14 protein-coding genes are annotated in these 18,901 nt (G+C 65.0%); all 14 read right to left on the bottom strand.

Going from position 1 to position 18,901, the window contains the following annotated elements; genetic code table 11:
- Positions 1-395: 395 nt before the first annotated feature.
- Positions 396-1,283: a formyltetrahydrofolate deformylase gene (gene purU / locus KO516_RS19755; RefSeq protein ID WP_216005512.1), complete on the bottom strand. Its 888-nt coding sequence runs from the start codon at positions 1,281-1,283 to the stop codon at positions 396-398.
- Positions 1,280-1,843 carry a sarcosine oxidase subunit gamma gene (locus tag KO516_RS19750; protein ID WP_216005511.1) on the bottom strand — a complete coding sequence of 188 codons (564 nt, stop codon included), beginning with the start codon at positions 1,841-1,843 and terminating at the stop codon, positions 1,280-1,282. The genes purU and KO516_RS19750 overlap by 4 nt, the downstream gene beginning before the upstream one ends.
- Positions 1,836-4,757: a sarcosine oxidase subunit alpha family protein gene (locus KO516_RS19745; protein ID WP_216005510.1), complete on the bottom strand. Its 2,922-nt coding sequence runs from the start codon at positions 4,755-4,757 to the stop codon at positions 1,836-1,838. The genes KO516_RS19750 and KO516_RS19745 overlap by 8 nt, the downstream gene beginning before the upstream one ends.
- A complete protein-coding gene (locus KO516_RS19740; RefSeq protein WP_216005509.1) occupies positions 4,754-5,032 on the bottom strand; it encodes a sarcosine oxidase subunit delta in 279 nt (92 codons plus the stop codon). The genes KO516_RS19745 and KO516_RS19740 overlap by 4 nt, the downstream gene beginning before the upstream one ends.
- Positions 5,033-5,041: 9 nt before the next feature.
- Positions 5,042-6,292 (bottom strand): sarcosine oxidase subunit beta family protein, encoded by a 1,251-nt coding sequence (locus KO516_RS19735; RefSeq protein ID WP_216005508.1) that lies wholly within the window; start codon positions 6,290-6,292, stop codon positions 5,042-5,044.
- A 118-nt stretch (positions 6,293-6,410) separates the two neighbouring features.
- Positions 6,411-7,715: a type III glutamate--ammonia ligase gene (gene glnT, locus KO516_RS19730; RefSeq protein WP_216005507.1), complete on the bottom strand. Its 1,305-nt coding sequence runs from the start codon at positions 7,713-7,715 to the stop codon at positions 6,411-6,413.
- 135 nt (positions 7,716-7,850) lie between these two features.
- The gene (locus KO516_RS19725; protein ID WP_216005506.1) at positions 7,851-9,176 is read right to left on the bottom strand and encodes an FMN-binding glutamate synthase family protein; all 1,326 of its coding nucleotides are present in this window, start codon (positions 9,174-9,176) and stop codon (positions 7,851-7,853) included.
- A gap of 11 nt (positions 9,177-9,187) precedes the next feature.
- The gene (locus KO516_RS19720; RefSeq protein WP_252737723.1) at positions 9,188-9,898 is read right to left on the bottom strand and encodes a GXGXG domain-containing protein; all 711 of its coding nucleotides are present in this window, start codon (positions 9,896-9,898) and stop codon (positions 9,188-9,190) included.
- Positions 9,899-9,901: 3 nt separating this feature from the next.
- Positions 9,902-10,789, bottom strand: a complete 888-nt coding sequence (locus KO516_RS19715; RefSeq protein WP_216005505.1) for a glutamine amidotransferase family protein — start codon at positions 10,787-10,789, stop codon at positions 9,902-9,904.
- A 351-nt stretch (positions 10,790-11,140) separates the two neighbouring features.
- On the bottom strand, positions 11,141-11,779 hold the full coding sequence (locus tag KO516_RS19710) for an XRE family transcriptional regulator (RefSeq protein ID WP_216005504.1): 639 nt from the start codon (positions 11,777-11,779) through the stop codon (positions 11,141-11,143).
- Between the two features lie 69 nt (positions 11,780-11,848).
- Positions 11,849-14,275, bottom strand: coding sequence for an FAD-dependent oxidoreductase (locus KO516_RS19705; RefSeq protein WP_216005503.1), 2,427 nt, complete (start codon positions 14,273-14,275; stop codon positions 11,849-11,851).
- Entirely contained in the window at positions 14,272-15,144 is an 873-nt protein-coding gene (locus KO516_RS19700; RefSeq protein WP_216005502.1) for a choline/ethanolamine kinase family protein, read from the bottom strand. The genes KO516_RS19705 and KO516_RS19700 overlap by 4 nt, the downstream gene beginning before the upstream one ends.
- The gene (locus tag KO516_RS19695) at positions 15,141-17,489 is read right to left on the bottom strand and encodes a DUF1989 domain-containing protein (protein ID WP_216005529.1); all 2,349 of its coding nucleotides are present in this window, start codon (positions 17,487-17,489) and stop codon (positions 15,141-15,143) included. The genes KO516_RS19700 and KO516_RS19695 overlap by 4 nt, the downstream gene beginning before the upstream one ends.
- The gene (locus KO516_RS19690) at positions 17,489-18,841 is read right to left on the bottom strand and encodes an NAD(P)-binding domain-containing protein (RefSeq protein ID WP_216005528.1); all 1,353 of its coding nucleotides are present in this window, start codon (positions 18,839-18,841) and stop codon (positions 17,489-17,491) included. Before KO516_RS19690 ends, KO516_RS19695 begins: the two co-directional genes overlap by 1 nt.
- Positions 18,842-18,901: the final 60 nt, after the last annotated feature.

Below are 18,901 nucleotides of genomic sequence, written 5' to 3'. Positions count from 1 at the left end.
AGATCGAGGGCGATATTGGTCGCGCTGCCTCCCCCGCAGAAGCACAAAGAGGCCGCAACTGCGGCAATTGCCAGACCTTCTATACCAACAGCGTGGCAATCGAGACCCGAGTGCTGGCAGCCGACGGCTCACACTACCTATTTAATCTAAATTACTGCAAGGACTGCGGGCTATGCGCAGGAATGCCTGACTGGACTTATGCGCATGCTACCTGAGACAGACTGAAGCCGCGCCTGATCGCAGGGTCGGATGGGGGCGCTGCCCCCACGGCCTTGCGGCCTTCCCCCGGGATACTTAGAGCCAGAAGAAGACAAACGCGCCGCGCGCCGGGTTTCTTCTGGCCTAAAATATCCCGGGGGAGTCGCGCTTGCGCGGCGGGGGCAGCGCCCCCTTCTTCAGCCCATCCGTTCCGATGCGTAACTTCCGGGCGAGGCCGGGAAGACCACCGTCTTGTTGCCGTTGAGGAATACGCGGCGATGGATATGCGCGTGAATGGCACGCGCCAGCACCTGCGCTTCGACGTCGCGGCCAAGGGAGACGTAATCCTCGGGCGATTGGGCATGGGTCACGCGCACCGTGTCCTGTTCGATGATCGGGCCTTCGTCCAGATCGGCGGTGACGTAATGCGACGTTGCCCCGATCAGTTTCACACCGCGTTCGAACGCCTGCTTGTAGGGATTGGCCCCCTTGAACGACGGCAGGAAGGAGTGATGGATATTGATGATCCGCCCCGACATCGCCTTGCACATCTGATCCGACAGGATCTGCATGTAGCGCGCCAGCACGATCAGTTCGGCCCCGGCTTCCTCGACCACCTCCATGATGCGGGCTTCCGCCTCGGGCTTGTTTTCCTTGGTGACGCGGATGCAATGGAAGGGGATATCATGGTTCACCACGACCTTCTGGTAATCCATGTGATTGGAGATCACCGCCACGATGTCGATAGGCAGCGCGCCGATACGCACCCGGTACAGCAGATCGTTCAGGCAATGGCCGAAGCGGCTGACCATGATGACGACTTTCATCTTCACCGCCTCGTCGTGGAATTCGTAGGTCATCCCGAGGGTTCTGGCGACATCGGCAAAGCGCGCCGTCAGCTCGTCCAGCGTCGCGCCGGTTTCGGAAATCACGCTGACGCGCATGAAGAAATTGCCCGTCTCGAAATCGTCGAATTGCGAGCTGTCGGTGATGTTGCAGCCTTGCTCTGACAGAAAGGCGGCGATGGCGGCGACGATGCCCCGCGTTGAGGGGCAGGTCACGGTAAGCGCAAATCTCTTGCTCATGCAAAGCTCTCCAGTCTGAGGGCCGCCGCGTCGAGGGCGTGCCACAGGCTGCCCGCCGCCGAGCTCATGCCCAGCACCGCCAGCCGGTCCGTGCTGCGACGAATGACGAAGACGCTCAGGTGATGCAAGCCCGTGCGCGCAGCGCGTCCCGGGCAAAGTGCTGCCGGCGGCAGGTTCACCAGTTTTTCCAGAAGCCGGTCCAGCGGGGCAGCGCCTGTGGCCGAGGCGATCTCGACGCAGCACCAGCCGCCGGTCTGTTCGGTGATCGAGCAGCCGGGGGCCTGCGCGCGCAGCTCGGCGGCGAAATCGGCATCGGGGCTGCGCTCTGCCGCCAGCATCCATTGGCCGGGCCCTGTCCAGAGGGCAAGCACCTCGCCCGAGGCGTTAAACGCCCCCGGGCCCGGCAGCGTCAGGCCAAAGGGTGCGGGCTGCGCCCCCCCTGCCCGTAGCGCCAGCGACGCCAGCGCAAGGTCGGGGTTTTCTGTCAGGCTCAGCGCGCCGCGGGCGGTGCGCCGCGGCTCGGGCGCGCCAAGGGCGCACAGCGGGGTCAGGTCAGTCACGCAGGCGGCCTCCTTCGGGGTCGATGAAATGCGGCGAGACGATCTTGCAGGGGGCCTCATCACCCTCCAGCGGGTTGGCGACGATCACGGTCTCGCCCAGACGCGCCTCGCCATCCGTCAGAAAGCCCAGCGCGATGTAGCTGTTCAAATGCGGCGACCAGCAGGCCGAGGTGACCCAGCCAAGATCGGTCTCGGTCTTGCGCTCGGCCTCTGGTGCGAACAGGTGCCCCCCCGCAAGAATGCGCGCCTGCGGGTCCTGCGGCATCAGCCCGACAAGGCGGCGGGTGTCGGCCATCAGCCCCTCGCGCCGGGACATCACCGCGCCGATGCTGTCCTTCTTGGTGCTGACCATCCGCCCCATGCCCAGCATCTGCGCCGAGGCCTGCCCGTTCAGCTCCGCCCCGGTCGCATGGCCCTTTTCGATGCGCAGCACGCCGAGCGCCTCGGTGCCATAGGGGGTAACGCCAAGATCAGCCCCGACCTCCATCAGTCGCGCCATCAGCGCGTTGCCATAGCGGGTCGGCACGGCGATCTCATAGGCCAGCTCGCCCGAGAAAGAGATGCGGAACAGCCGTGCGCGCAGCCCGCAGACACGAGTTTCGGCGCAGGCCATGAAGGGGAAGGCCTCGTTGGACAGATCCGCCTCGACCACGCGCGACAGCAATTCGCGCGATTTCGGCCCGGCGACGGCGATCTGCGCCCATGCGTCGGTGGTGGAAATCAGCTGCACATCCAGATCCGGCCACAGGCATTGCCGGGCGAATTCCATCTGCCGATAGACCAGCCCAGCGTTGGCGGTGGTGGTGGTCACGACATAGTGCTGCTCGCCAAGCCGGGCGCAGGTGCCATCGTCATAGGCGAATCCGTCCTCTCGCAGCATCAGCCCATAGCGCACCTTGCCGACCTTGAGCGAGGCCATGGCGTTGCAGTAGATGCGGTTCAGGAAGTCGCCCGCATCGGTACCCTGCACGTCGATCTTGCCCAGCGTGGTGACATCGCACAGCCCGACGCCGCTGCGCACCGCCAGAACTTCGCGGTCGACGCTTTCGCGCCAGTGGGTTTCCCCTTTGAGCGGGAAGTACTGCGCGCGCAGCCATTGCCCGACCTCGACGAAGGGCGCGCCGCGTTGCACCGCGAAGGGATGCGTGGGCGTCAGCCGTGTCGGGCGGAAATGCACGCCACTGTCGCCGCCGCCAAGCGCGCCAAGCGCCACCGGCGTATAGGGCGGGCGAAAGATCGTGGTGCCGGTCTGGGCGATGGTCTTGCCCGTCAGCTCGGCCATCACCGCCAGCGCGGTGACATTCGCGGTCTTGCCCTGATCGGTCGCCATGCCAAGCGTCGTCCAACGCTTGAGATGCTCGACCGGGCGCATGTTTTCGCGATGCGCCAGCGCGATATCCTTGACGGTGACATCATTCTGGAAATCGACCCAGGCGCGGGTCTTGCCGGGCACATGCCACAGCGGGGTCTGCCGATGCGGGGCGTCTTCGGCCAGCGGCAGCTCGGCGGGTTTGCACTCCGACAGCTGCGCGGCGATCTGCGCGCCGCTGCGCAGCGCGGCATGGGTGCTGCCATGACCGGCAGCGGCGCCTGCAACAGCCATGCCTTGGGGCAGATCCTCTGGCGGAAGGAAGGCGCTATGCGCCTGCGACCAGACCGGGCGACCCCGATGATGCGAGGCAAGATGCAGGTTGGGGTTCCAGCCCCCGGAGACGCCCAGCACCGCGCATTCCAGCGTGCGGGTAAGGCCATTCTGCGTGATGTCGATGGAGGACAGGCCCAGCCGCCCCTGCGTACCGGTCACCGTTGCGCCCTTGTACAGCTGGTACTCGCCAAGGCGTTGCGCATCCTCACGCGCATCGATGACGGCCAGCACCGGGATGCCCTTTGCCACAAGGTCGATGGCGGTGCGGTGGCCATCGTCATTGTCGGTGAAGATGGCGATGCGGTCGCTGTCCTTGGCCTGCGGCGTGACACCCCAGCGGTTGACATAGGCCCGCAGCGCGCCGCCCAGCAGGATGCCGGGGCGGTCGTTGCTCGCAAAGGGAATGTGCCGCTCGGTCGCACCAGCGGCAAGGATCGAGCGTTTCGCGGTGATCCGCCACAGCGTCTGGCGCACCGTCTCGGGGCGCAGAAGATGGTCGCCCACCCGTTCCAGCGCACCAAAGATGCCATGATCGAAGCTGCCGAAGATCGTCGTGCGGCGCAGGATGCGCACATTGGGCAGCGACTCCAGCTCGGCCTCGATCCCTTGCACCCAATCAACGGCGGGCGCGTCGTTCAGCGCGTGGCTTTCCATCAGCAGCCGCCCGCCAAGGCGCATATCCTCATCTGCAAGGATCACGCTTGCCCCGGCGCGCCCCGCCGTCAGCGCCGCCGCAAGCCCAGTCGCGCCGCCGCCGATGATCAGCAGATCGCAATGCAGGAAGCCCTTGTCATAGGCGTCGGGGTCGGGCTCGCCGCCAAGCGCTCCAAGCCCCGCCGCGCGGCGGATCAGCGGCTCGTAGAGCTTTTCCCAGAAGGCTTTGGGCCACATGAAGGTCTTGTAGTAAAACCCGGCAGCAAAGAACGGCGAGGCCAGATCGTTGACCCCGAGCGCGTCGAAGGCCAGCGACGGCCAGCGGTTCTGGCTGACCGCCTCCAGCCCGTCATAAAGCTCGATGGTCGTGGCGCGGGTGTTGGGCTCTGCCCGCGCGCCGCTGCGCAGGGTAACCAGCGCGTTCGGCTCTTCGCTGCCAGCGGCAAAGATGCCGCGCGGGCGGTGATACTTGAAGCTGCGCCCGACAAGACGCACGCCATTGGCCATCAGCGCCGAGGCCAGCGTATCGCCGGGGTGGCCTTCGTAGCGCTTGCCCTCAAAGGTGAAGGACAGCGTGCGGCTGCGGTCGATCAGGCCGCCGGAAATGCGGGTCATGCGAGGCCTCGTTTCACGTCCGAGGCCAATTCGGCCCCTAGAATCTCATGCGTGAGGGTGTTGCGGGTCACGACCAGCCAAGACCGGTCGCCCTGCTCGTGGAACCACAGTTCGCGGTGCACCCCCGCCGGGTTGTCGCGCAGATGGGTGTAGGCAAAGAACGCCTCGGGATCGGCATCGGTGCCGGTGTCTGGCCGGTTCAGCAGCGATGCATCGCCGAGATAGGTGAATTCCTGCGCGTCGCGAAGGCCAAGAAGCGGATGGGGGATCAGCATATGAGCGCCTCAGTGCAGGTTCGGCTGGGCGCCAGCGCCCTTTTCGTCAATGGGATAGCCACGCGCAAAGCGATCAAGGCGCATCTGCGTGGCGGTCTCGTGCGGGCGCCCGGTGCTGAGCAAATGGGCAAAGGCATAGCCGCTGGCCGGGGTGGCCTTGAAGCCGCCGTAGCACCAGCCCGCGTTCAGGTAGAGCCCGTCGATATGGGTCTTGTCGATGATCGGAGAGCCGTCCATCGACATGTCCATCACCCCACCCCAGGCGCGCAACAGCCGGGCACGGCCCAGCATGGGTAGGATCGCCATGCCGCCTTCGGCCACGTCTTCGATCACCGGCAGATTGCCCCGCTGGGCGTAGGAGTTGTAGCCGTCGATGTCGCCGCCAAACACCAGCCCACCCTTGTCGGACTGGCTGACATAGAAATGCCCCGCGCCAAAGGTGATGACCCCGTCGATGACCGGCTTGAGCCCTTCGGAAACGAAGGCTTGCAGCACGTGGCTTTCGATCGGCAGGCGCATGCCCGCATGGGCCATGACGCGCCCCGACGATCCGGCAACAGCGACGCCGACCTTCTTGGCCCCGATATAGCCGCGCGAGGTCTCGACGCCCTTGATGCGGCCCGCGTCGATGCGAAAGCCGGTGACCTCGCAATTCTGGATCAGATCGACGCCCTTGCGGTCGGCCCCGCGCGCATAGCCCCATGCGACACCATCGTGCCGCGCGGTGCCGGCGCGGCGTTGCAGCAACCCGCCCTTGATCGGGAAGCGGGCGTTGTCGATGTTGAGCGCCGGGTACATGGCGCGCACCGCATCCTGATCCAGCAGTTCGGCATCGGCGCCCGCCAGCCGCATGGCGTTGCCCCGGCGGCGAAAGGCGTCTCGCTGCCCGTCGGAATGGCACAGGTTCAGGATGCCGCGCTGGCTGACCATGGCATTGAAGTTGAATTCCTGCTCCAGCCCTTCCCAGAGCTTCATCGAGAATTCATAGAACGGCTCGTTGCCGGGCAGCAGGTAGTTGCTGCGGATGATCGTGGTGTTGCGCCCGATGTTGCCAGACCCGAGCCAGCCCTTTTCCAGCACCGCGACCTTCAATTCATTGAAGGTGTTGGCAAGGTAATAGGCAGTGGCCAGCCCGTGCCCGCCGCCGCCGACAATGATGATGTCATATTCGGGCTGCGGCTCTGGATCGCGCCAGAGCGGCTTCCAGCCCTTGTGGCCGGTCAGCCCTTCCCAGATCACGCGAAACCCGTTGAACTGCATGGTGCTGTCGATCTCCTGAACATATGGTCATGCGAGGCCAGAACTTTCGGGACTGAAAGCGCTGGCCGACGCAATAGGCGTAGGGCGAAAAATCCTGCTAACTCAGACTCTTCGTGCCTCAGATGTCAAGCGTGTTCGCCCGTTCCCAAGCCGAGAAATGCGACACGAAGCTGTCCCATTCGCGGCGCTTGAGGGTGATGAACGCCTTGGAGAACTCGCCGCCAAGTCTGGTCTTCAACTCGCCGTCCTCGTCGAAGGCGCGGATCGCATCGAGCATGTTGAGCGGTAGCTTCGGCGCATCGGTGATCTTGTGGCCTTCGGCATACATGTCGATATCGTAGCGCGGGCCCGGATCGGCGTTGCTGGCAAGGCCCGACAGGCCGGTGGCGATGATCACCGCCTGCAGCAGGTAGGGGTTGGCCGCCCCGTCCGGCAGGCGCAATTCGAAGCGGCCCGGGCCGGGCACGCGCACCATATGGGTGCGGTTGTTGCCCGTCCATGTCACGGTGTTGGGGGCCCATGTCGCGCCGGAAACGGTGCGCGGGGCGTTGATGCGCTTGTAGCTGTTCACCGTCGGGTTGGTGATCGCTGCCATGCCGGTGGCGTGCTTCATGATGCCGCCAAGAAAAGCGCGCCCCTGATCCGACAGGCCAAGCTCTTTGCTGTCATCGGCAAAGGCATTGCTGGTGCCGTCCGCATTCCAGACCGAAATATGGGCGTGGCAGCCGTTGCCGGTCAGCCCCTCGATCGGCTTGGGCATGAAGGTGGCGCGCAAGCCATGGTTTTCTGCGACCGATTTCACCATGAACTTGAAAAAGCTGTGGCGGTCGGCGGTGACCAGCGCATCGTCGAAATCCCAGTTCATCTCGAACTGGCCGTTGGCGTCCTCGTGGTCGTTCTGATACGGGCCCCAGCCGAGATCGAGCATGTAATCGCAGATTTCCGAGATCACATCGTAGCGGCGCATCACCGCCTGCTGGTCGTAGCAGGGCTTTTCGGCGGTATCGGCAGCATCCGAGATGGCGTCGCCCTCGGGGGTGAGCAGGAAGAATTCCGCCTCGATGCCGGTCTTGACCCGCAAGCCCTGTTCGGCGGCCTCGGCCACCAGCCTGCGCAGCACGTTGCGGGGCGCCTGCGCGACCTCCTGCCCTTCCATCACCAGATTGGCCGCAACCCAGGCGACCTCGGGTTTCCACGGCAGCTGGATGACGGTGTCCGGGTCGGGCATGGCCAGCATGTCGGCATGGGCGGGCGTCATATCGAGCCATGTGGCAAAGCCCGCGAAGCCCGCGCCATCCTGCACCATGCCCTCGATGGCCTGCGCCGGGACGAGCTTTGCCCGCTGCCCGCCAAACAGATCGGTGTAAGAGATCATGAAATATTTCACGCCCTTTTCGCGGGCGAAGGCGGCGAGGTCGGTCATGGGTTTTCCCTGTCGTTCTTTTCTTGTTTCGGATCGCCTGTGCGGCGATCCGGTCGGGTGGGGGTTTCACCCCCACACCCCCAGGATATTTGGAGCCAGAAGAAGCTGGAAGCTCTGGCGGGGTGGCAGGCGGGGTCAGAAACCGCCTTTGCCCGGAATCCAGTCGGTTCCGGCCAGCGGGACCTGCGCCATGGCGGCGGCTTCGATGGTCAGGGCCACGAGATCCTCGGGTTCGAGATTGTGAACATGGCTCTTGCCGCAGGCGCGGGCGAGGGTCTGGCATTCCAGCGTCAACACGTTGAGGTAATTGCGCAGGCGGCGGCCTGCCTCGATCGGGTCAAGCCGGGCCATCAGCTCTGGGTCCTGTGTGGTGATGCCCGCCGGGTCGCGCCCTTCGTGCCAGTCGTCATAGGCGCCCGTGGTGGTGCCAAGCGCCCGGTAGTCCTGTTCCCATTTCGGGTCGTTGTCGCCCAGAGCGACCAGCGCCGCGGTGCCGATGGAGACCGCATCCGCGCCCAGAGCCAGCGCCTTGGCGACATCGGCCCCGGTGCGGATACCGCCCGAGACCACCAGCTGCACCTTGCGGTGCATGCCCAGATCCTGCAGCGCCTTGACCGCCGGGCGGATGCAGGCCAACGTCGGAGTGCCGACGTTTTCGATGAACACATCCTGCGTCGCCGCAGTGCCGCCCTGCATGCCATCAAGCACGATCACATCGGCGCCCGCCTTGACGCTGAGCGCAACGTCGTAATAGGGGCGCGCGCCGCCGACCTTGATATAAATCGGTTTTTCCCAGTTGGTGATCTCGCGCAGTTCGAGGATCTTGATTTCCAGATCGTCCGGGCCTGTCCAGTCGGGGTGGCGGCAGGCGGAGCGCTGGTCGATGCCCACGGGCAGATTGCGCATGCCCGCAACGCGTTCGGTGATCTTCTGCCCCAGCAGCATACCGCCGCCGCCGGGTTTGGCGCCCTGCCCCACGACCACCTCGATGGCATCGGCGCGGCGCAGATCGTCGGGGTTCATGCCGTAGCGGCTCGGCAGGTATTGATAGACCAGCTTTTCGCTATGGCCGCGCTCTTCTTCGGTCATGCCGCCGTCGCCGGTGGTGGTCGAGGTGCCTGCCAGCGACGCGCCGCGCCCGAGCGCCTCTTTGGCGGGGCCAGAGAGCGAGCCAAAGGACATGCCGGCGATGGTGATCGGGATCTTCAGCTCGATGGGTTTCTTGGCAAAGCGGGTGCCAAGGGTGACCCCGGTTTCGCATTTCTCGCGGTAGCCTTCGAGCGGGTAGCGCGACATCGACGCGCCAAGGAACAGCAGGTCGTCGAAATGCGGCACCCGGCGTTTGGCGCCGCCGCCGCGGATGTCGTAGATGCCGGTATGGGCGGCGCGGCGGATCTCGGCGTTCACCTCGTTGGAGAACGTCCAGGACTGGCGCGGCAGGGTCTGCGGAGTGTCGTTCATGCCCATGTCCTTCAGTATTCGTCTGCGTGGTCGACGTTGAAATGATACAGCTTGCGGGCCGAGCCGTAGCGTTTGAATTCCTCGGGCTTTGCATCTGCGCCAGCGCGGGTCAGCAGATCGGCGAGTATCTCGATATGTTCGGGGCGCATGTCTTTTTCGATGCAATCCGCGCCCAGAGATTTCACCGAGCCGCGCACGAAGAGCCGCGCCTCATACAGCGAATCCCCCAGCGCATCGCCGGCATCGCCCAGCACCACGAGGTTGCCGCTTTGCGCCATGAAGGCGGACATGTGGCCGATGTTGCCATGCACCACGATGTCGATGCCCTTCATCGAGATACCGCAGCGCGAGCTGGCATTGCCCTTGATCACCAGCAGCCCGCCATGGGCGGTGGCCCCGGCATATTGCGAGGCATCGCCATCGACGATCACCGTGCCGGACATCATGTTTTCCGCCACCCCCGGCCCGACAGAGCCGGTGACATGCACCGTCGCCAGCTTGTTCATCCCGGCGCAGTAATAGCCGGTGGACCCTATCACCGTGACCTCTATCTCGGCATCGAGCCCCACCGCGATGGCATGGCTGCCGCGGGTGTTGAGGATCTCGAATTGGGTGTAATTGGTCGAGGGCGCGGCTTGCAGCGTCGCGTTGACCTCGCGCAGTTCGATCTGCCCCATGTCGAGGGTCTGCACGTCAGAGACGGCTTGTTTGGTCGCGGCCATGGCTCAACGCTCCCAGAAATAGACGGTGGCGGGTTCGGGTTCCCAGACGCGGGCGGTGTCGATCCCCGGAAGATTGGCGAAGGCGCGGTATTCGCTGCCAAAGGCGACGTAATCGTCGGTTTCGGCCATCACCGCGGGCTTGCAGGCGATCGGGTCGCGCACCACGCCGAAGCCGTTTTTCGTGCCCATGACGAAGGTGAAGAACCCGTCGAGATCATCGAGCGTGCCTTCGAGCGCCTGACCGAGGTTGGCGCCCTCGGCGATGCGGGAGGAGATGTAGCAGGCGGCAACCTCGGTGTCGTTTTCGGTTTTCGGGGCAAAGCCCTTTTCGCTGAGGATGCGGCGCATGGTGTTGTGGTTCGACAGCGAGCCATTGTGCACAAGGCACTGGTCGGCATCGGTGCTGAAGGGGTGCGCGCCCAGCGTCGTCACCGCCGATTCCGTCGCCATGCGGGTGTGGCCGATGCCATGGCTGCCGCCCATGGCGCGCAGGTTGAACCGGGCCGCGACATCGCGCGGCAGGCCGGTTTCCTTGTAGATCTCCATCGCCTCGCCCACGCCCATGATGCGCAGGCCGCGCGCCTCGAGGAAGGCCACGGCTGGCTTCAGCGCGTCTTCGGCAACGGTCAGAACCGCATGGGTATCTGCCTGCTTCATCGCGACGGGGGTGCCCAGCGCCTCGCCGAGCGCCACGTCAAGGCCGGCGAAATCGCTCGCCGGGCTGTCCGACTGGACGGTGATCTTGTGGCCGCCCGCATCGGCGCCATAGATCGCGATGCCCGCGCTGTCCGGGCCGCGGTCGGTCATGGTGATCAGCATGTCCGTCAGCATGTCGCCAAGCTTTGGGCGCAGGTCTTCCTTCTTGAGGAAGAGTCCGACAATGCCACACATGGGATTTCTCTCCGTTCCTGAGGGGTCTGCGCCCCGGTTTCGCCACTCGGGATACGCTGGCGCAGATTTCCTTACAAGAATATTATTTTACTTCAGGAAAAGATTTTGATGCAGCGCTGCAGATGCATTCCGAATAGGCAACCGCCGGGTTTTGCAAAGCCAACGCCAGATACCCGGCAGATCCGCACAAGGACATTTGTTGCGCGCATCGCTTCGCCGCGTTCCCTGCTTGTCTGGCGCCGCCACCGCCGACAACGGGTTTCAGCCCGACGCGCCGCGCCTTGGCGAGAGGCTTGCTTTGCCGACAGACAAAGCTGCGCGGAAGACCTTGCCAGCGCCAAAGCTGCGTCTTTACCGCGCCTGCGGATAGGTGATGATCGACAGGTAGCGCGCCGGGATTTCGACCAGTACTTCGGGCCCGTGCGGCGCATCAGAATCGAACAGCAGGGAATCGCCGGGTTCCAGCAGGTACAGCTGATCGCCGTGGCGATAATCGATCACCCCGTCCAGCATGTAGATCAGCTCGATCCCCTCATGCTGGAAGGCCGGGAACCGGTCCGAGGCTGAATCGAGCGTGATCAGGTACGGTTCGACCACAACGCCGGAATTATTCGACCCGATATGGCCCAGCAGGTTGTACTGATGCCCGGCGCGGGTGCCTGCGCGTTCGATCTCGGCCCCCTGCCCGGCCTTCACATGCATCGCCCCGCGCGGCTCTTCGAAGCCCGAGAACAGCTGCACCAGTGGCACCCGCAGCGCATTGGCCAGCGCCTGAAGCGTCGTGAGCGAGGGCGAGATCACCCCGTTCTCGATCTTGGACAGCATCCCAACCGACAGCCCGGTCTGCTGCGCCAGTTCCGAGCCGGTCATGCGCTGGCGCTTGCGCAGCTCGCGCACCTGTCGGCCAATCGCCACCTCGAGGTTCTTTTCCCGCAGCTCGCGCACCGCGTGCGGGTTCTGGGTCAGTTTTGAGGGCGATGCGCTTTTCATGGGGGATCCGTCCTTGAGGGTACCCTGTGGTGCAGGCGGAGCGCCGGTCATGTCAATCCTCCAGACGGTTCACGATTTCAGCCGCGTCCCGGCGGGATCGTAGAGCGGCGACAGCGTCACCTCGCAGGGCACGCGCTGCATCGCCACCTCCAGCTCGTAGCTGCCCGAGGCGATCCAGTCCTTGGTCACGCCGCCGGGGTGTTTCAGATAGCCCATGCCAATCGCCTTGCCCAGCGTGTGGCCGAAGCCGCCCGAGCTGAGATAGCCGACCCGCTCGCCGTTGCGGAACACCGTTTCGCGCCCCAGCAGGATGACCTCTGGCGCGGCGGTAAAGGTGGCAAGGCGCCGGGTCAAGACGCGTGGCTTTTGCGCCAGCAGCGCGGGCTGGCCGCGAAACGCCTTGCCCTGCGCCACAGCGAAGCCGAGCCCAGCCTCGTAGGGCGTGCTGTCGGGGCCAATGTCGCTGCCCCATGCGCGGTAGCCCTTTTCCAGCCGCAGGCTCTCGATGGCGCGGTAGCCTGCATCGACCAGCCCATGCGCCGCGCCCGTCATGTGCAGCGCATCGAACACGCTGGCGGCATATTCGACTGGCAGGTGCAGTTCCCAGCCCAGCTCTCCGACATAGCTGACCCGCAGCGCCCGCACCGGCGCGCCCGCGATGGCGATCATCTGCGCCGTGCCAAAGGGGAACGCGGCGTTCGACACATCCGCCCGCGTCACCGCCGACAGGATGTCGCGCGCCTTTGGCCCCATCAGCGACAGCACCGCGGTGCCCGAGGTCACGTCGATCAGCTGTGCGTTCGCGCCTGCCAGCCCGCGCTGGATCCAGTCGAAATCGCGGGTGGCAAAGCCGGTGCCGGTGACGATGTAAAACGCCTCGGGGCCGGTGCGCACCACCGTCAGGTCCGCCTCAATGCCGCCGCGATCGTTGAGCATCTGGGTATAGGTCAGCGCGCCCACCGGCCCCCCCACGTCATTGGCGCAGATCCGTTGCAGGGCGGATTCAGCATCCGGGCCTTGCAGCCAGAACTTGGCAAAGGAGGTCTGGTCGATCAGCACCGCCGCCTCGCGCGCGGCGCGGTGTTCGCGGGCCACGGCAGCGAACCAGTTGGGGCGCTCATAGGTATAGATGTCCTTGGCCACCTCGCCGGGGGCGGCGAACCAGTTGGGGCGCTCCCAGCCCATCTTTTCGCCGAACACCGCGCCGCGCCCGGCAAGCCGGTCGTAGAGCGGCGAGCGGCGGGTCGGTCGGGCGCTGTCATGTTCCTCGGAGGGCCAGGCCATGGTGTAATGCTTGCCATAGGCTTCGACGGTCCGGGTGCGCACCCAGTCGGTATCGAAATGCGGACGGCCAAAGCGGCGGATGTCGACGGGCCACAGATCCATCGGCGGCTCGCCCTTGGCCACCCATTCCGCCAACGCCATGCCCGCACCCCCGCCCGAGGCGATGCCAAAGGCGTTGAACCCCGCCCCGACAAAGAATCCCGGCTGCTCTGGCGCCTCGCCAAGGATGAAGTTGCCATCGGGGGTAAAGCTTTCCGGCCCGTTGGTCAGCGTCTTGATGCCGGCGGTTTGCAGCGCCGGGACACGGCCCAGCGCCAGTTCCATGATCTGTTCGAAATGATCATAGTCGCTGCTTAGCAGCGTGTAGTGAAAGCCCTCGGGAATGCCCGAAACCGCCCAAGGCTTGGGGTTTGGCTCGTAGCCGCCCATCACCAGCCCGCCAACCTCTTCCTTCCAGTAGGTCAGCCGGTCTGGGTCGCGTAGGGTCGGCAGATCGCGGGTGACGCCCTCGATCGGTTCGGTCACCATGTACTGATGTTCCATCGACACCAGCGGCACGGTGACCCCCAGCGGCGCGGCTAAATCGCGGGTCCACTGGCCGCAGCAGGCGATGACGATGCCGGTCTTGATAAAGCCCTGCGCCGTCTGCACCCCGGTGATGACGCCGTTTTCGCGCGTGACCGACAGCGCCTTGCAATCCTCGATGATCTGCGCCCCGGCCATGCGCGCGCCCTTGGCCAGCGACAGGGTGATGTCCGACGGGTTGGCCTGCCCGTCGGTCGGCAGATAAGCCGCGCCGATCACGTCGGACACATCCATCAGCGGCCATAGCGATTGCGCCTCAAGCGGCGTCAGCAGCTGCATATCAAGGCCGAAGCTGCGGGCGGTGGTGGCCTGACGTTTCACCTCCGTCCAGCGCTCGGCATTGCAGGCAAGGCGCAGACCGCCATTGCGCTTCCACCCGGTCGCCTGCCCGGTCTGGGCCTCGAGCGTGTCATAGAGTTTCACCGAATAGCCCAGCAGTTCGGTGATATTGGCCGAGCTGCGCAGCTGCCCCACCAGCCCCGCCGCGTGAAAGGTGGTGCCCGAGGTCAGCTTGTGCGCCTCGAGCAGCACCACCTCCCAGCCGAGACTGGCAAGGTGATAGGCGGTCGAGCAGCCAATGATGCCGCCGCCGACGATGACGGCGCGGGCTTGGTTCGGGAAGGTCATCGGGCGGTCCATGTCTCAAGGGCGGCGCGATAGCGGGCGAGGTTCTCGCCGGTATAGGCCACATAATCAAACTCGATCTGCGAGGTAAGCTCGGACACCATCGACCACATCGCCTCGCGCAGCAGCGAGGCGCATTTCATCGCCCCGTAGCGGCGCAGGTAGGCGGCATCGGGGGTATGGCCAAGATACAGGCCGAGCATCTCTTGCTCTGCCCCATCGGGAAGGCCCGCATTCGACGCCAGCCCGCCCAGATCGAACAGCGGCGCATTGAACCCGCCATATTCCCAATCCACCAGCCACAGCCGGTCTTCGGCGCGCAGGATGTTCTGCGGCAGCAAATCGTTGTGCCCCAGTACCATGTCGATGGGCTGCACCGCCTCTTCCAGCTGCATCGCCTCGCTCATCAGCTGCGGGATCAGGGACAGGTGGGGCGATCCGTGGCGAGCAAGATAGCTGGCATAGCTGCGCAGCACGTGAAAGACCCAGAAGGTCAGCACCGGGCCGGTGACACGGCGGGTCAGATCGCGGTGCACGCGGGCAACCAGATCCACCGCGGCGCGCAAGGTGGCGGGGTCGTGCAGATCGGCCTCGCTGAGGGCGGTCGAGGTGATGAAATCGGTGATCATCACCCCCGGCTCGGCATGGCGCAAGGCCGGGGAAATCCCCGCCTCTGCCGCCGCCTGCGTCAGCGCCTGTTCGTTCCAGCGCATCACCAGATGTTCGGGGATATCCTGCCCTAGGCGCACCACGTATTGCCGCCCCGCGCAGCTCACCACATAGTTGAGGTTGGTGATGCCCCCGGTCAGCGGCGCGATCTCGATCGGGCCGGACCAGAACGCCAACGCCTTTACGCGATCTTCGGGGGTCATGCGTCGTAATCACCCTTGGCGCGGGATTTGCTCGGGTCGAAATGCGGAAACGGAACGACGCGCGCCGTCAGGCGTTTCTGATGCCCATCGAGCTGCCCGATCTGCAGCTCGGTGCCGGGGGTCGCGTGAATTTCTTCCACACGCGCCAGAGCGATGGTCTTGCCAAGGATCGGCGAGCGGGTGGCGCTGGTGATCACCCCGACCTGCACGCGCCCCAGCCGCACGCAATCACCATGGGTCGGAACGGTGGTTGCATCGACCTCCAGCCCGACCAGCTTGCGCTGCGGATGCGCCTTGCGTTCCAGCAATGCTTCGCGCCCCGAGAAATCGGCTTCCTTGCTTTTCAGCGGCACGGTAAAGCCGATGCCCGCCTCGAACGGGTCGGTCTGATCATCGAATTCATGGCCGGCAAAGGCCAGCCCGGCCTCGATGCGCAGCATGTCCAGCGCCGCCATGCCGAGCGGTTTCAGCCCATAGGCCTGCCCCGCCTTCCAGATCGCATCGAACACCTCGGGCGCGTCCTTGGGGTGGCAGAAGATCTCGTAGCCCAGCTCGCCGGTATAGCCGGTGCGCGAGATCATCACCGGCGTGCCGGAAAAATCCCCCAGCCGGGCGATGGTAAAGCGGAACCAGCCGAGGTCTTCGACGCTCGCACGATCCGGCGGGGTCCAGAAGATCTGCGACAGGATCGCGCGCGCGTGCCGCCCCTGCAGCGCAACATTGTGCAACTGGTCGGTCGAGCTGCGCACATGGGCGTCAAGGCCCAGCGCCGCGGCCTGTTCGCGCAGGAACATGCCGGAATGATCGCTGCCGCCGATCCAGCGGAAATTGTGATCGCCCAGCCGGAACACCGTGCCATCGTCGATCATGCCGCCATGCTGCGCGCAAACGGCGGTATAGACCACCTGCCCGACGCTGAGCTTTTCGATATTGCGGGTGACGCAGGCGTTCATCAGTGCCAGCGCATCCGGGCCGGTGATTTCGAACTTGCGCAGCGGCGAGAGATCCATGATCGCGGCCCGCTCGCGGCAGGCCCAGTATTCGCCCAGCGTGCCGGTGCCGGGAAAGCTGTTGGCCAGCCAATAGCCATTATATTCGATGAAATCGCGGGTATGCGCGGCAAAGCTGGCGTGAAAGCCCGTCTCTTGCGTATGAATCGCGTCGTCCTCCGGGCGCTTGCGCCAGCCGATCGAGCGGCGGAAATCCTCCGCCGCGCCATAGGTGCGCAGCTGAATGTCGGTTGGGGTCCAGCCATTGGCCGGGTCGATATCGTCGGGGCAGGCCGTCGAGACGCAGACCAGATCGCTCAGCGCCCGCAGCAGCACGTAATCGCCGGGGCGCGACCATGGCTCATCGGTGACGATGCCATGATCGGCGTCCAGCAGCGTGTTGAAAAAGAAGTTGATGGCGGGCCAGCCGGCCCGTGGGCGCACGCCGTAGGGGCCCAACGACAGGTTGATGTTGTCAGTACAGTTCACATGCCCGAAATAGCCCATGTCGTCGTAATATCGCGCGGTACAGGCCAGCCCGAAGGTGTCGTGCCGCCCGCAGGTGTCCTGTACGATCTCGACCAGCGGTTCGAAATCGACGGTCCAGTATTTCGCCGCGAGGCCCGGCTTGGGGTAGATGCGCCCGGTCATCGAGCGGGTGGCGGTCGGGTCGATCTCACGCGGGTGGCCCGCATCAAGGCTGCGCGCGCTGAAGGCCTGAAAATCCGAACATTCGCGGCCCTGCACGTCGAGCACCTGAATGAAGGCCCCCTTGGGCACCTCGTAGATGAACGCCTCGCCGGGGGCGATGTTGCGGTCGATCACCGGGTCGGCCAGCGGATCGGGGGCGCAGTGCGGGCGCTTGAACGCCGGATCGGCGCGGTTGATCCACAGCAGCAGGTCGGTGACGGTGTCCTGCGCATCGGGGGTCATCGGCCCGCCCGGCGCGCCCACCACCAGCAGCCCGCCGCCCTGCGCGACAAAGCGCGCAGTGTCACCGGGGCGCGAGCCCTCGGCAAACACCCGCACCGCGCGCGCGCCGCCAAGATCGAAGCCCGCCGCGCCCAGCGCCCGCGCCACGCCGCGCCCGGAGGCCGTTTCCAGCAGCGTCGCCTTCAGCCCCTCGGGGCCGCAATTGCCCACCGCCCCGATCAGCCCCGGATCGCCCACCCCCGCTGGCGTGAAGGCGACCAGTTCGGCCACCTGCCCGCCCTCGCGGTCCTCCACGGTGATGACGTCGCCCGCGTGGATTTCCACCGCCCGCGAGCCGCCCCCCGGCACCGGGTGCCGCTCTGTGCCCGGCGGCAGGGACAGGCCCGGCGTCAGCACCCCCCGCTTTGGCACGGCAAGCTCCATCACTCGGCGGCCTCTGCCCCGGTCTGAAGATAGCTTTCCAGACTGTCATCCAGCGCGTGCCGCCACGGGGTGTGATGCGGCGGCGCCATGGTGCCGGTCATCGGCGAGACATAGCCATTGTCGCGGAACGCCATGATGGCTTTCTTCTTGTGTTTCTTCCATTGGAAGAACGCCTCGTTGGCGCCCTCGACGTTGAAACTGGGGTAATCGGTCTCGGCGATCAACTCTTTGACGTACTCGCCCTGATAGACGATGGCGTCGTGATCATCGCCCACCAAGTCTTCATCGGCCTGACGCTGGGTCCAGTCGGCCTCCATGGCTGCGGCATCCGGCAGGGCGATCTTGCCAAGGATACAGTCGCGCACCCACCACGCCTGCGCGTCGAACATGTTGAACGTGTACCACTGGTCCTGCATCCCCAGATAGAACAGCTTGGGATTGCCGGTATAGACCACGCCCTTGTACAGATCGCTCGCCGCCAGCCGGTTCGCGGTCTTGAGCCGCAGATCATCCCCAAGGAAGGGGAAATGGTGCTTGTAGCCGGTGCAAAGGATGATCGCATCGACCTTTTTGCTCGTGCCATCCTTGAAGGTGACGGTCTTGCCCTCGACCTTTTCCAGCGCCGGAACCTCGGCCCAGTTCTCGGGCCACTCATAGCCCATCGGTGCGGTGCGATGCGCCACGGTGATCGACTTCGCACCGTATTTCCAGCATTGCGAGCCGATGTCCTCGGCGGAATACGAGGTGCCGAGGATCAGCAGATCGCGGTCTTCGAACTCGCGCGCATCGCGAAAATCATGGGCGTGCAGAATGCGGCCGTTGAAGCTCTCGAAGCCCGGATAATAGGGCACGTTGGGAAAGCTGAAATGCCCCGAGGCCACGATGACATGGTCGAACTCTTCGGCGCTTTCGCTGTCGGTTTCGCAATTGCGCGCCTTGACGGTGAACAGGCCCGACGCCTCGTCAAAGGTCACATCGCGCACCACGGTCGAAAACTGGATCCAGTCGCGCACGCCAGCCTGTTTCACCCGGCCTTCGATGTAATCGAACAGCACCGCACGCGGAGGATAGCTGGCGATTGGCTTGCCGAAATGCTCGTCAAAGGTGTAATCGGCGAATTCCAGCCCCTCCTTGGGGCCGTTGGACCACAGGTAGCGATACATCGATCCATGCACCGGGTTGCCGTATTCATCGACCCCGGTGCGCCAGTCATAGCGCCAAAGACCGCCCCAGTCGGGTTGCTTTTCATAGCAGACAATCTCGGGACTCTCGCCGCCCGCCGCTTTGGCCGACTGAAAGGCCCGCAGTTGCGCCAGCCCCGAAGGCCCCGCGCCGATCACGCAAATCCGCATTTCCGTCTCCCTGTTCATGTGCAATCGCACTAGGCATATTTTTCCTGATGGTTACAAAAA

The sequence above is a fragment of the Citreicella sp. C3M06 genome, from assembly GCF_018860705.1.
In the GTDB taxonomy this organism is placed as follows: domain Bacteria; phylum Pseudomonadota; class Alphaproteobacteria; order Rhodobacterales; family Rhodobacteraceae; genus Salipiger.
The sequence above is the reverse complement of the archived record's forward strand: the minus strand, read 5'-3'. Positions and strand labels throughout refer to the sequence as shown.

Coding starts and splice junctions, on each gene's coding strand:
- purU (WP_216005512.1), bottom strand. CDS start 1,283: ATGAGCAAGAGATTTGCGCTTACCGTGACCTGCCCCTCAACGCGGGGC.
- KO516_RS19745 (WP_216005510.1), bottom strand. CDS start 4,757: ATGACCCGCATTTCCGGCGGCCTGATCGACCGCAGCCGCACGCTGTCC.
- KO516_RS19740 (WP_216005509.1), bottom strand. CDS start 5,032: ATGCTGATCCCCCATCCGCTTCTTGGCCTTCGCGACGCGCAGGAATTC.
- KO516_RS19735 (WP_216005508.1), bottom strand. CDS start 6,292: ATGCAGTTCAACGGGTTTCGCGTGATCTGGGAAGGGCTGACCGGCCAC.
- glnT (WP_216005507.1), bottom strand. CDS start 7,715: ATGACCGACCTCGCCGCCTTCGCCCGCGAAAAGGGCGTGAAATATTTC.
- KO516_RS19725 (WP_216005506.1), bottom strand. CDS start 9,176: ATGAACGACACTCCGCAGACCCTGCCGCGCCAGTCCTGGACGTTCTCC.
- KO516_RS19720 (WP_252737723.1), bottom strand. CDS start 9,898: ATGGCCGCGACCAAACAAGCCGTCTCTGACGTGCAGACCCTCGACATG.
- KO516_RS19715 (WP_216005505.1), bottom strand. CDS start 10,789: ATGTGTGGCATTGTCGGACTCTTCCTCAAGAAGGAAGACCTGCGCCCA.
- KO516_RS19710 (WP_216005504.1), bottom strand. CDS start 11,779: ATGAAAAGCGCATCGCCCTCAAAACTGACCCAGAACCCGCACGCGGTG.
- KO516_RS19705 (WP_216005503.1), bottom strand. CDS start 14,275: ATGACCTTCCCGAACCAAGCCCGCGCCGTCATCGTCGGCGGCGGCATC.
- KO516_RS19700 (WP_216005502.1), bottom strand. CDS start 15,144: ATGACCCCCGAAGATCGCGTAAAGGCGTTGGCGTTCTGGTCCGGCCCG.
- KO516_RS19695 (WP_216005529.1), bottom strand. CDS start 17,489: ATGGAGCTTGCCGTGCCAAAGCGGGGGGTGCTGACGCCGGGCCTGTCC.
- KO516_RS19690 (WP_216005528.1), bottom strand. CDS start 18,841: ATGCGGATTTGCGTGATCGGCGCGGGGCCTTCGGGGCTGGCGCAACTG.